Source organism: Candidatus Pelagibacter sp. uisw_098 (assembly GCF_059512505.1).
Genome location: NZ_CM183454.1, coordinates 240,737 through 253,682 on the forward strand (window position 1 = coordinate 240,737; position 12,946 = coordinate 253,682).

General features: G+C 31.6%; 14 protein-coding genes and 1 other RNA gene. 10 read left to right on the forward strand and 5 right to left on the reverse strand.

What is annotated here, in order from left to right; genetic code table 11:
* Positions 1-19: 19 nt before the first annotated feature.
* Genes fdhD through AC5YF9_RS01275 form a run of 3 tightly spaced genes read right to left on the reverse strand, consistent with a single transcriptional unit; the run spans position 20 to position 1,833 of the window.
* Positions 20-862: a formate dehydrogenase accessory sulfurtransferase FdhD gene (gene fdhD, locus AC5YF9_RS01265; RefSeq protein WP_415304252.1), complete on the reverse strand. Its 843-nt coding sequence runs from the start codon at positions 860-862 to the stop codon at positions 20-22.
* Positions 863-907: 45 nt separating this feature from the next.
* A complete protein-coding gene (locus tag AC5YF9_RS01270; RefSeq protein WP_415304253.1) occupies positions 908-1,393 on the reverse strand; it encodes an HPP family protein in 486 nt (161 codons plus the stop codon).
* 29 nt (positions 1,394-1,422) lie between these two features.
* Entirely contained in the window at positions 1,423-1,833 is a 411-nt protein-coding gene (locus AC5YF9_RS01275; protein WP_415304254.1) for an iron-sulfur cluster assembly scaffold protein, read from the reverse strand.
* 43 nt (positions 1,834-1,876) lie between these two features.
* On the opposite strand from AC5YF9_RS01275, the gene AC5YF9_RS01280 reads away from it, so the two are divergent.
* From AC5YF9_RS01280 to AC5YF9_RS01310, 7 genes are all read left to right on the forward strand, one after another.
* Positions 1,877-2,494: a molybdenum cofactor guanylyltransferase gene (locus AC5YF9_RS01280; protein ID WP_415304255.1), complete on the forward strand. Its 618-nt coding sequence runs from the start codon at positions 1,877-1,879 to the stop codon at positions 2,492-2,494.
* Positions 2,487-3,734: a molybdopterin molybdotransferase MoeA gene (locus AC5YF9_RS01285; RefSeq protein WP_415304256.1), complete on the forward strand. Its 1,248-nt coding sequence runs from the start codon at positions 2,487-2,489 to the stop codon at positions 3,732-3,734. Before AC5YF9_RS01280 ends, AC5YF9_RS01285 begins: the two co-directional genes overlap by 8 nt.
* 48 nt (positions 3,735-3,782) lie before the next feature.
* Positions 3,783-4,688 carry a DMT family transporter gene (locus tag AC5YF9_RS01290; protein WP_415304257.1) on the forward strand — a complete coding sequence of 302 codons (906 nt, stop codon included), beginning with the start codon at positions 3,783-3,785 and terminating at the stop codon, positions 4,686-4,688.
* Between the two features lie 5 nt (positions 4,689-4,693).
* On the forward strand, positions 4,694-5,911 hold the full coding sequence (locus tag AC5YF9_RS01295) for an aminopeptidase P family protein (protein WP_496169912.1): 1,218 nt from the start codon (positions 4,694-4,696) through the stop codon (positions 5,909-5,911).
* Between the two features lie 3 nt (positions 5,912-5,914).
* Positions 5,915-7,027: a serine/threonine protein kinase gene (locus AC5YF9_RS01300; protein WP_415304258.1), complete on the forward strand. Its 1,113-nt coding sequence runs from the start codon at positions 5,915-5,917 to the stop codon at positions 7,025-7,027.
* 5 nt (positions 7,028-7,032) lie between these two features.
* Positions 7,033-8,103, forward strand: coding sequence for a threonine aldolase family protein (locus tag AC5YF9_RS01305; protein ID WP_415304259.1), 1,071 nt, complete (start codon positions 7,033-7,035; stop codon positions 8,101-8,103).
* A 176-nt stretch (positions 8,104-8,279) separates the two neighbouring features.
* Positions 8,280-8,795 carry an SHOCT domain-containing protein gene (locus AC5YF9_RS01310; RefSeq protein ID WP_415304260.1) on the forward strand — a complete coding sequence of 172 codons (516 nt, stop codon included), beginning with the start codon at positions 8,280-8,282 and terminating at the stop codon, positions 8,793-8,795.
* 79 nt (positions 8,796-8,874) lie between these two features.
* Here the strand turns inward: AC5YF9_RS01310 and ssrA are convergent.
* Positions 8,875-9,175, reverse strand: a transfer-messenger RNA (tmRNA) gene (gene ssrA, locus AC5YF9_RS01315).
* A 4-nt stretch (positions 9,176-9,179) separates the two neighbouring features.
* Between ssrA and thyX the strand changes: the two genes are divergently transcribed.
* The gene (gene thyX / locus AC5YF9_RS01320) at positions 9,180-10,127 is read left to right on the forward strand and encodes an FAD-dependent thymidylate synthase (protein WP_415304261.1); all 948 of its coding nucleotides are present in this window, start codon (positions 9,180-9,182) and stop codon (positions 10,125-10,127) included.
* On the opposite strand, the gene AC5YF9_RS01325 is transcribed toward thyX, so the two are convergent.
* Positions 10,108-10,932 carry an Mrp/NBP35 family ATP-binding protein gene (locus AC5YF9_RS01325; RefSeq protein WP_415304262.1) on the reverse strand — a complete coding sequence of 275 codons (825 nt, stop codon included), beginning with the start codon at positions 10,930-10,932 and terminating at the stop codon, positions 10,108-10,110. The two genes, thyX and AC5YF9_RS01325, sit on opposite strands and share 20 nt — an antisense overlap.
* Positions 10,933-10,983: 51 nt before the next feature.
* Between AC5YF9_RS01325 and hflK the strand changes: the two genes are divergently transcribed.
* Together hflK and hflC are read left to right on the forward strand one after the other, a co-directional pair.
* On the forward strand, positions 10,984-12,084 hold the full coding sequence (hflK, locus tag AC5YF9_RS01330) for an FtsH protease activity modulator HflK (RefSeq protein ID WP_496169913.1): 1,101 nt from the start codon (positions 10,984-10,986) through the stop codon (positions 12,082-12,084).
* Positions 12,084-12,944: a protease modulator HflC gene (gene hflC / locus AC5YF9_RS01335; protein ID WP_415304264.1), complete on the forward strand. Its 861-nt coding sequence runs from the start codon at positions 12,084-12,086 to the stop codon at positions 12,942-12,944. The genes hflK and hflC overlap by 1 nt, the downstream gene beginning before the upstream one ends.
* Positions 12,945-12,946: the final 2 nt, after the last annotated feature.

Below are 12,946 nucleotides of genomic sequence, written 5' to 3' on the forward strand. Positions count from 1 at the left end.
TTTACCCTGTTGAAATTTTTTAATTTTTTATTATAATTCTCTCATTATTACTATAAATATTAAAGCTATCCTCTTTTACAAAACCAATTAATGTCATGTCAAACTTATTAGCCAAATCTATGGCGAGACTGGTTGGCGCACCTACGCCAATTAAGACACCTATATTTGCCATGAGTGCCTTTTGAACAAGGTCAAAGTTGAGCCTTCCAGAACAGGTTAGAAATTGAGAACTATTATCAAGTAAATTTTCTTTTAAGACAAATCCAATTAGCTTGTCCAAAGCATTATGCCTTCCTACATCCTCTTTTAAGGCAATAATTTCTCCACTCGCATTAAATAGCCCACTAGCATGAATGCCGCCAGTCTTTGAAAATTCAGATTGGTTTTGTCTTAATATATCTGGAGATTTCATTATAATTTCATGATGTATTTTAGGGATAGATTTTAATATTTTATCTTTCTTAATAATTTCTAAAGATTCAAGAGATGTTTTTCCACACACCCCACATGAGGAATTAGTCAAAAAATTTCTTTTAATTTTATCAATGTCTATATTCTCTGAATTATTTATTGTAATAATAACTTTATTTTGTAATTTATATTGTCCAACAGGATCGCCACTTGCTTCAATATTTTCTATATAGCTAATTTTTTCAATTACTCTTTCATTAAAAAGAAAGCCAGTAACTAAATTTTCATCATCTCCAGGTGTTCTCATCGTAATAGATATAGTATTTTCTACCCAATTTTTTTTATCTTTATATTTGAGTATTATTTCAAGTGGTTCTTCAATGGATATTTGATCATTAACCTCTTTCAAATTATTAGATCTAAATTTTGTGACTTTATAATTAGAATTCATTTAGTTAGTATATTTAAACTGGCTAAATTTGAAACAACGAAAAGATTAGCTTTTCCAACTACTTGGGTAGTTTTTCTTTAATATGAAACGATTTAGAATAACCGCATAAACAATTATTATTATAGAACCAAAAATAATTGGATTTAGTAAAAAATCATATGAAACTGCACCAAGTATTATAACAATAGGATTTCCTCCTGCTGGTGGGTGAGTTACACCAAACAGTATCATTATAAAAATACCAAGTCCTACAGCAATAGCTATTTGTAAAAATTGATCAATGGGTAGAAATTTTAAAATTAATACACCAACTATAGATGTTACCAAGTGACCAAAAAAAACATTTTTGGGTTGGGCAAATGGACTTTCTGGATACCCAAAAAGTAAAACCATCGAAGATCCAAATGATCCAGCTAAAAACAACCCATAGGGAGTTTCAAAACTTAGAAATGAAAGGGTACCAATTGTGATTATTGAAAATATTAAAGCATATAGAGCTCTGTTAAAGTTTTCTTTTATTGTATTTATCATATTCTTCTATTTTTGTTGTTAGTGTTATTCTAAAGTTTTAGGGCTTTTGAAAGAGTTTTAAAAGGAAGCAATAAACATTCTTTTCTAGAAATATTTTTTGAATTCATTATTTTTTTAAAGTCTTTTAAATCTTTTATATTAATTTTTTTTAATTGATCAAAATTTTCATCAAAGAAAAGCTCAGCTTTTGAAATAAAATCTGAAATTTTTTCTATTGGTACTTGCATAACCCATCTTGAAAGCAAACTAACTGAGGCTTGACAGTACACGCATGATCTACATTGATACCCCATGTCTTGAACAATATTGTCTTTAACCATTAAGCTAATTTCCATCTCATCACCGCATAAAGGGTTTTTGTTCCTTGATTGATGTGTATGCTTTTTAAGCACTTTGTGGTTTTCGGTATTAGATGCAATTTCTAAAATTTCTAAGTCCATTATAATTCTTTAATTAAGAGATTAATGTTTTATATTTTGATTTATGAAAGATAACAATATTTTAGCTGTTGTGCTAGCTGGTGGAAAGTCAAAGAGATTTGGTGAAGATAAAAATCAGACAAAACTTGGTGATAAAACATTGTTAGAACACGTTTTATTTAAAATTAGCAATAGATATGAGGAGATACTTATTGTCTCAAGCCACAGTATAGATACAAAAAAAATAAAAAATGTAACAATAATTCCTGATTGTTTTGATGACTTTGGACCATTAGCAGGAGTTCTGAGTGCAATGAAATGGGTTAAAGAAAATCAAAAATCATATCAGTGGATTGCAACATTTCCATCAGACACACCTTTTTTTGAAACATCAATTATTGATGAATATCAAAAAAGAATTAAACTAAAAGATAGTCTGTTGTATTTTGTTAAATCAAACAACAAAAGACACAATATTTTTGGATTGTGGTCGATTGAATTATTAAAACCACTTGAAAATGATTTGATTAATAATAATTTTAGAAAAGTAGAAGATTGGGCTAATAAAATAGGGGTTAAAACAATTGATATTGAACCTAAAAAATTTGATCCTTTTTTTAATATAAATACTAAAGAAGATTTAGAAGAAGCAAAAAAAATATTAAAGAAAAAAAATGATTAATTACAAAGAAGCTAAAAAAATCTTATTAAAATCAAAGATTAAAATTAAAGATGAAATTATTAACTCATCAAAGTCACTAAATAGGATTAATGTATTAGATATCTATTCAGCTGTAAATTATCCAGCAGGAACTAATGCTGCATTTGATGGTTTTGCAATCAATTCAAAAGATACAATCAAGTTAAATAAAAATAATTCACAAAACTTTAAAATTTTAAAGACTATATCTGCAGGAGATAACCCATCTTTAAAAAAAACAAATAAATTTGAAGCTGTTGAGGTAATGACAGGTGCACTTATACCTAAAAATTTTGACACTATTATTCCAATAGAAAAAATTGTTTTTAGTAAAAATAGAAAATTTATTGTAATTAATGAAAAAATAAGAACTAACCAACACATCAGATATGCTGGATCAGATTATAAAAAAAGAGATTTAATAATTAAAAAAGGCACCATAATTCAACCTTCTCATATATTAGCTTTTAAAACATTGGGCATAGTAAATATTAATGTTAAAAAGATACCTAATATTTTATTTTTTTCAACGGGAAATGAAATTTCTAATAATAGAGATATTGCTAATTGGAAAGTTAGAAACTCAAATAGTCATTACATAAAATCCTTATCTAATAATTTTTTATTTAACTTTATAGATGGTGGAATTTTAAGAGATAAGGATGCTAAACTTTTTCAAAAAAAAATAGAAAAAAGTTTTAAATCTAAAATAGATATTATCATTACATCAGGTGCTGTATCTGCAGGTAAACATGATTTTGTTCCCCACATAATTAAAAAATTTAGTTTGTCTAATTTTTTTAAAGGTGTTTCAATTAGACCTGGCAAACCAGTAATGTTTGCAAAATTTAACAAAACTGAAAAAGCTATTTTTGGGCTACCTGGTAATCCTATTTCCTCATCTGCTTGTTTTAGATTTTTTGTTTATCCGTATTTGCTTAATATTCTTGGTGTTAAGGTTGAAAAACCATTTAAAGCTAAATTAAAAAATAATTATTCAAAGAGTAAAAAGATTATTAGATTTTTAAAAGCTAAGTTAACTTCAACTAATGATGGAAAAATAGAGTTAGAGGTTTTAAAAGGTCAGGAATCTTTCAGAATTAAATCATTTGTAGAGTCAAATGTGTGGGGTCTATTCAAAGAAGGGCAATCTATATTCAAAAAAGGGGATTTAATTGATTGTTACTCTCCAATAGGGTCAAATATTAATATCTTTAAATAGATCTCATTTTTATTGTAGTACAAAATAATTACTATTAAATATCCATCAATGCTTGAGTTAAAAAATGAAAAAATTGCAATCCCAGTAGTTTTATTAGCGGGTCTTATATGGTCCTTCGGTCCTTTGGTAGTTAGGTATATGAATGAACCCAATTTAGTTCCATGGCAATATATTTTTGCACGTGGCCTAACAATCTTTTTGATTTTAAATCTTTACCTTTTCTTTGAGGAAGGAAAAGATTTTTATAAGAATTATTTAAAAATTGGAATTTCAGGTATCATTGGTGGAACTGGACTAGGTATTGCAATGATAACCTTCATTTACTCCATTACAAATACCAGTGCAGCTGTTACTTTGCTTTGCTTAGCTGCCATGCCTTTTTTTACAGCCTTACTAGGTTTTTTATTTTTAAAAGAAAAAATTTCATTAAATGTTTGGGTAGCTATATTTATTGCAACAGTTGGAATAATAATAATAGCTTTGGGTAACACTGAAAAAAATTCTTTATTGGGACTTATATTTGGAATGACTTCTTCAATTGGTTTTTCTGTTTTTTCAGTGACCTTGAGATGGAATAAAGAAACACCAAAATTTACGACTGTAGCATTTGCAGGTTTATTCTGCTTTGTAGTTGCTGCAATAGTTATTTTAACTAATGATATGGTTTTTCTATCTACAAGTTATAATGGAACATTATTTTCTGTACATGGAACGTTAGTTTGTATGGGTTTAATTTTATATTCTATAGGATCAAAAGCTATACCAGCGGCAGAATTAACTTTGTTGTCATTAACTGAAGTTATAGGGGGCATATTTTGGGTATGGATTCCAATTTTAGGGATTAATGAAATACCGTCGACTAATACGATAATAGGAGGCTTCTTCCTTTTTATGTCTATCATTTATTATAGTCTTACAATTAAAACTAATAGACGGTTTATTGCCCTTAATTAACTAAGATGGAAAGACCAGATTTTTTTAATTTAAAAAATGGTGAGAAGGCCAAACTACCTTTCACAGATCAAGAATATCAAAGACGATTAACCAATTTAAGAACCACAATGAGTAAAAATAATCTTGATATGGTTATTTTAACTTCAATGCACAACATTGCTTACTATACAGGGTTTATTTATTGTTCTTTTGGTAGGCCTTATGGTTGCGTTGTAACAGCTAATAAAATTTCAACAATTTCTGCAAACATAGATGCAAGCCAACCGTGGCGGAGATCTCATAGTGATAATGTAATTTACACTGATTGGAAAAGAGATAATTATTTAAAAGCAATAGTTGCAATTATTGGAAGAGACGAACCTCCTAAGAATATTGGCATTGAAAATGATCATGTAACCCTAGATGTTAAAGAAAAACTTACGTCTATTTTTACTTTTTCAGTTTTTAGTGACGTATCAAAAGATTTAATGCAGCTTAGAATGATTAAATCTGCAGAGGAAATAGAAATTATTAAAAATGGTGCAAGAATTGCCGATCTTGGTGGTGAAGAGATTGTAAAGAATATTAAAATTGGAGAAAGTGAACTTGAAATTGCAATAGCAGGTAGAGATAGAATGGAACGTGAAATTGCAAAAACCTACCCAGATGCAGAATATATGGATACCTGGGTTTGGTTTCAGTCAGGATTAAATACAGATGGAGCACATAACCCAAAAACGAATAGAAAATTAGAAGCAGGAGATATTCTTTCTTTAAATACCTTTCCTATGATTTCAGGATACTACACAGCTCTAGAGAGAACTCTTTTTGTAGATGAAATTGATGACGCTTCTTTAAAAGCTTGGGAAGCAAATGTTAAAGTTCATAAAAGAGGGCTAGAATTGATTAAACCAGGTGTAAAATGCTCTGCTATCTGCCATGAGTTGAATGAGCTCTTCGCTGAGCTTGGTTATCTTCATTACCGAACATTTGGTTACGGCCATTCTTTTGGTGTCCTATCTCATTTCTATGGAAGAGAAGCTGGATTAGAATTACGAGAGGACATAGATACTGTCTTAGAAGAGAATATGGTTGTTTCTATGGAGCCTATGATCATGATACCTGATGGAAAACCAGGAGCCGGTGGGTATAGAGAGCATGATATCCTAATTATAGGAAAAGATAATGCTGAAAACATTACTAAGTTTCCTTTTGGTCCAGAACATAATATTATTAAATCATAAAATATGAGCGAAAAAACTGTAGTTAATAGCTGGAATGAATGGGATCCTTTAAAACATGTAATTGTTGGTAAGGCAGATGGCACGTGCATACCAGCTCCAGAACCAGCTTTAGATGCCAAGGTACCAGAAGATTCTGACATGCGTGGTCAGTTTGGACCAAGAACAAAAGATACAGTTGATAAAGCAAATCAGTTGTTAGATGATTTTTCAAATATGTTAATTAAAAGAGGCATCAAAGTAGATAGACCAGATCCACTAGATTTTAGTAAAAAAATATCAACACCAGATTGGGAGGCAGATACAATGTTTGGCTGTATGCCACCTAGAGATGTTTTATTAACTGTTGGAAGTGAAATTTTAGAAGCAACGATGAGTTATAGATGTAGATGGTTCGAGTACCTTTGTTACAGACCTTTATTAAAAAAATATTATGATGAAGATCCTAATATGAGACATGAAGCTGCTCCAAAACCAAGGTTAACTGATGCAGATTATAGAAAAGATTATTTATCAGATAAAATTGGTATTCAAAAAAGATTAGAATGGACTGAAGATAAATTTTTTGTCACAACAGAAGAGGAACCCTTATTTGATGCTGCTGATGTTTTAAGGTTTGGTAAAGATTTAGTAGTTCAACATGGTTTTACAACAAACCTTAAAGGAATAGACTGGTTGAGAAGACACTATAAAGACCATAGAGTTCATGCAGTAAATTTTCCAGGCGATCCTTACCCAATTCATATAGATGCAACATTTACTCCAATTAAAGAAGGTTTAATTATTAATAATCCTCAAAGAAAGCTTCCAAAAGAACAAAGAAAACTTTTTGAAAATAATGGATGGGAGATCATAGATTCAGCTCAACCAGCGCATAATGAGCCGCCACCGTTATGTTATTCATCCACCTGGTTATCTATGAATGTTTTGGTATTAGACCCAAAGACAGTATGTGTTGAAAAAAGTGAAGTTTATCAAGCTGAACAATTAGATAAATTAGGAATGGAAGTTATTCCAGTTGATATGAGGGACGCTTATGCATTTGGTGGAGGATTACATTGTTGTACAGCAGATGTTTATAGAGAAGGGGAGTTAAAAGATTACTTTCCAAAACAATAATATTTATGCCATCTAAAATTAAAATTAAAAGAGAGCGAGTTAAATTTGCCTCCGACAACGTAGCGGGTGCATGTCCTGAAGTTTTAGATGCAATCATAAAAGCAAATGATGGAGATAGCGCTCCTTATGCTAATGATGATTGGTCAACGAACTTACAAAATAAGTTTTCTGAAATTTTTGAAAAAGATGTGATTGTTTATCCAACTGCGTCAGGTACAGCTGCTAATGCTTTAGCTTTATCAGCAATGACACCAGTTTTTGGAAGTATTTATTGTCACAAACATTCGCATATCAATACAGATGAATGTGGGGCCCCTGAATTTTATACAGGTGGTGCAAAACTTGTACCTTTAAATGGAATTAATGGAAAATTTACACCAGAAGAGTTATCTGAAAATATTGGAGGAGTTGGTATCGTACACCATACACAGCCTTCTGTAGTAAGTATTACTCAATTATGTGAAACAGGCGAAGTTTATCAGCTAGATGAAATTGCAGCTATATCTGAAACTGCTCATAAATATAATTTAAAAATGCATATGGATGGGGCAAGGTTCGCTAACGCTTTAGTGTCACTTGACGTAACTCCTGCTGAAATGACATGGAAGTCAGGAGTAGATGTTTTGTCTTTTGGTGCAACTAAAAATGGATGTATTGCAGCAGAAGCAATTATATTTTTTAAACCAGAATTAGTAGGTAATCTTCCTTTCTTAATGAAAAGATCAGGGCATCTACTTTCAAAAATGCGTTTTGTATCAGCTCAACTAGAGGCCTATGTTTCAAATGATGTGTGGCTAAGGAATGCGAAACACGCAAATAAGATGGGCAAAAAATTAAGTGAAGGATTAAATTCAAAATCAAATATTGAATTAGCTTACCCAACAGAAGCCAATGAAGTATTTGCTAAATTTCCAAAACCTATCATCGAGCATCTAAATTCAGAAGGTTATAAAATGAATCAAGAAGAGTTAGATGGTAAAGCAGTAAGGCTTGTTGCTGCTTGGAATACTAAAGAGAGTGATGTTGATCAACTTTTAGAAACAATTTCTAAAAAAACTAGTTTGGATCTTCTTTAAGAAATTCAATATATTTTAAAACCTCATCAAATTTATCATCAGAAATATCCTTATGCTTGCTGTGTTATTAAAATAGACTTGGCGTTAATGCAAAGCAATTTTAATGAAGAAACTGATAACAAACCATCAACATTTCTGAGTAGAATAACCATCAACAAATGTGATAGCCTTTAATCATGAAAAGATTTTTAGGGATCATAGTTCTGGGTTTGTTGTTGAGTGGGAATGCTTACGGAAATTTAGAAGATTTAGATAAATTAAAGAAGCTTGGAGAGGCGTACAAGTCAGGATTAATTACAAAAGAAATATTTGAATCAAGTAAAAAAAGAATCTTGAAAAATTTTAATAACCAAATTACCAAAAATAAACCAAGTGAAAAAAAATATGAACTTAAAGGTGAAAGATCTATTGCATTAAGCTGGGAAGGTTATGATGATTTAATAGCTGGAAAAGTTATATTTGATGAAAGAAATTATGATGGAACATTGATTTTACCTTTACCAAACAATGACGGAACATGTAATGGAACTTATTCACTACAAAAAGGTGGAAAAGGTGTATGGCAGATTACATGTACAAATAATATGGGAGCTGAAGGTACACTCAAGTGGGATGGTAATGGTGGTGTAACAGGAGTAGGTAAAGATAATAGTAATAAGAAGGTTAAATTTACAGTTTCAAAGAATAATTAGTTTAAAATTACGCTGAGAGTAAGCTCAAAAACAATCCAAACATTAATCAGTATTATAAATAAAGAGAAGTAGAAGATTGTGTAGGGGCGTTCTGTTACCCGGTGCCCCAGACCGTGCTTCTACAATTAACCTAAGTTAATTATGCAGCAATAGCGTAACTTTCGTTAGCATTTAAAGTTTAGCCCGTTGCGGTGGAACAATCCCGAACGAAAGAATAGCCTTTAGTCACCCGTCGATCCTATTTCACCCCCATAAGTTGTAATGGTGGAGGTGGTGGGTACTGCCCCCACGTCCGTAATGGTTATTACGAAATTCGTTTATCGTCGTAGTTGGCAAGCCAACACTATTACTATAAAAGCATTTGAAAGAGATTCAATAAAAATCATGAAATTAACTAAAGAACAATCACAAGAGATCAAAGACCAACAGGGTCAACAAAATCAAACAAAAAGAGTTACAGCTCCAGCGCTAGAAAATATTTTGTATGAGGCAATGCCAGCATTGGATCATGGTTTCGTGAGAGTTGTTGATTATATGGGTGATGATACATCAATTGTTCAATCAGCTAGAGTTTCTTATGGAAAAGGAACTAAGAAAGTTTCAACAGACGCAGGTTTAATTAAATATTTAATGAGACATTGGCATAGCACTCCATTTGAAATGTGTGAGATTAAATATCACGTTAAACTTCCAATTTTTATTGCTCGTCAATGGATTAGACATAGAACAGCAAATGTAAATGAATACTCAGCACGGTACTCTATATTAGATAAAGAATTTTATTTACCATCTGCAGAAAATTTAGCAGCACAGTCTTCAAGCAACAGACAGGGTAGAGGTGATGTTATTGAAGGCGAACAAGCAAAAGAAGTTTTAGAACTTTTAAAAAACGATGCTGATAGAACTTATGACAATTATGAGATGATGTTGAATGAGAGATTTGATGGATCAACTATTGATGAAAATAAAAAAGGTTTAGCAAGAGAACTTGCAAGAATGAATTTAACTTTAAATACTTATACACAATGGTACTGGAAAACTGATTTATTAAACTTGATGAATTTTTTAAGACTTAGAGCTGATAGTCATGCTCAATACGAAATAAGAGTGTATGCAGACATTATGCTAGATACTGTTAAAAAATGGGTTCCAATAACTTATGATGCATTTATGGATTATAGAGTTGGTGGTACAGAAGTTTCTGCAAAAGGAAAATCTATAATTCAAAAACTTATTAAAGGCGAAGATGTCAATCCTGATAGCTCTGGTTTATCCAAAAGAGAATGGAACGAATTAATGTCTGCTTTTGACCTTAAAGATAAGTTGATTTAATCTTTTTAGCAAAGTCTAAATATATTTTAGAAATTTCATGATCTGGGTTAGCTTCTACAATTGGTTTCCCTTCATCACCACATTTTCCAACTTCAGGATTTAATGGAATTTCACCTAGAAATTCTTTCCCAAATTCCTCTGCAGTTCTTTTAACACCACCCTCACCAAATATTTTATATTTTTTACCGTCATCACCTGTGAAGTAACTCATATTATCAACTAGACCTAAAATCTTAACTCCAAGTTTATCAAACATTTTAATTCCTCTTTTAACATCTAGAAGAGCAACTTCTTGAGGGGTAGAAACTATAATTGCTCCATCCATTTTAATCTCTTGTGAAAAAGTTAACTGAGTGTCACCAGTTCCTGGAGGCATATCAACAATTATAAAATCTAAATCTTTCCAACCTACTTTTTGAGTAAAAGTTTTGATTGCACTGGTAACCATAGGTCCACGCCAAATCATGGGAGTTTGTTGATCAGCAAGAAAGCCGATGGACATACATTGAATATCATATTTTGTAATTGGAGTTAAAGTTTGACCATCGCTTTTTGGCTTTTCATTAATATCAAACATTTTTGGAATTGATGGGCCGTAGATATCGGCATCAAGTAAACCAACTTTGCAGCCAATTTGCTTTAATGCTAAAGCAAGGTTTGTTGCAAAAGTAGATTTTCCAACACCACCTTTTGCACTTGATACAGCTATAGTAAATTTTGTTCCTAAAATTGGGTTCTTTGTGAACTTTTTAGGCTCTAATTTTCTTTTCATTGCGTCACTTAGTTCTGGCTTTTTATCAGTCATATTTTTATCATTACTTGTTTTTTATAATAAAGACATTATATACTTTGTCATATGTCAGATGATTTTCAAGGTAGAGGCGGAAGTCCATGGGGAACACCCCCAGGAGGAGGAAATGGTTCAGGAAAAGGACCCACGCCACCAGACATTGATGCATTAATTAGAGATATTCAAAGTAAAATAAATAAATTTTTACCTGGTGGAAGTTCATCAGGAGGAAAACCAATTGGTTTAATTTTAATTATTATAGCATTTGTATGGTTAGCAAGTGGGCTATATAGAGTGGGACCCGATGAACAAGGTGTTGTGCTAAGATTTGGTAAGTTTGTAAAAACTACTCAACCAGGATTACATTATCATATTCCACTTCCGATAGAGACAGTTCAGACACCAAAAGTTACAAAAGTAAATAGAATTGATATAGGATTTAGATCTGAGAGAGATAGTGGATTTTCTCAAGGTGGTGGAGTTGCTGACGTCCCCCAAGAAAGTTTAATGCTAACTGGTGATGAAAATATTGTTAATATAGATTTTTCAGTATTTTGGGTAATCAAAGATGCTGGTAAATTTTTATTCGAAATACAAGATCCAGAAGGAACAGTAAAAGCTGCAGCAGAGACTGCAATGAGAGAAGTGATTGCAAAAAGTAATATTCAACCAATTTTAACTGAAGGTAGAGCTTCAATTGAGATTGAAACACAGGAAATAATCCAAGCAATTTTAGATGAATACAATAGTGGAATTCAGGTTACACAAGTTCAAACTCAAAAAGCAGATCCACCTGATCAAGTAATTGACGCATTTAGAGATGTTCAAGCTGCAAGAGCTGATATGGAAAGATCTAAAAATGAAGCTGAAGCTTATGCGAACGATGTAATCCCAAGAGCAAGAGGGGAAGCTGCAAGAATTATGCAAGCAGCCGAAGCTTATAAGCAAAAAGTTGTTGCGTCAGCTGAAGGTGAAGCTAGTAGATTTATCTCGATTTATAATGAATATTTTAAAGCTAAAGAAGTTACTCAAGAGAGAATGTATTTAGAAACTATGGAAAAAGTATTGGCAGATATAGATAAAGTGATTATTGAAAAAGGTGCGGGGTCAGGCGTTGTTCCTTACTTGCCACTTCCTGAACTAGGAAAAAAGAAAGTGAAGAACTAATGAAAAAAATTTTACTTCCAATAACTATTATAATAGCAGCATTAGCTTTCTTCTCCATTTTTATAGTTAAAGAAGTTAATCAAGCAATTGTGCTTCAGTTTGGTGATCCTAAAAAGATTATACTAGAGCCTGGCCTGAACTTTAAAATGCCTTTTATTCAAAACGTGGTTTTTTTAGATAGTAGAATTTTAAATTTAGATACACCACCAATAGAAGTAATTGCATCAGACCAAAAAAGATTGATTGTTGATGCTTTTGCAAGGTTTCAAATTGTAGACCCATTAAAATTTTATATTTCAGTTGGAAACGAAAGGGTTGCAAGATCAAGATTAGCAACAATTATTAACTCAAGACTTAGAAATGTTCTAGGACAACAAGAATTACAAACATTGTTATCAAAAGATAGAAGTAAACAAATGTCCTTAATTCAAGAAGGCGTAAATGTTGAAGCTAAAAATTTTGGAATTAAAATTGTTGATGTAAGAATTAAAAGAGCAGATTTACCTGAAGCAAACAGTGAAGCGATCTTTAGAAGAATGCAAACTGAAAGAGAAAAAGAAGCTAAAGAATTTAGAGCAAGAGGTGCTGAAATGGCTGTAACTATTACATCTACAGCTGACAAAGATGTTTCAGTATTGTTGGCTAATGCAAACAAAGATTCTGAAATTATGAAAGGTCAAGGTGATGGTGAGAGAAATGCAATTTTTGCTGATGCATTCGGTAGAGACCCAGAATTCTTTGCTTTCTATAGAGCAATGCAAGCTTACGAAACTGCTTTAATAGGTGGAGACACTTCTGTAATCTTATCTCCTGATAGCGAGTTCTTTAAATTCTTTGGAAACATTAAGCCTAAAAAATAAAT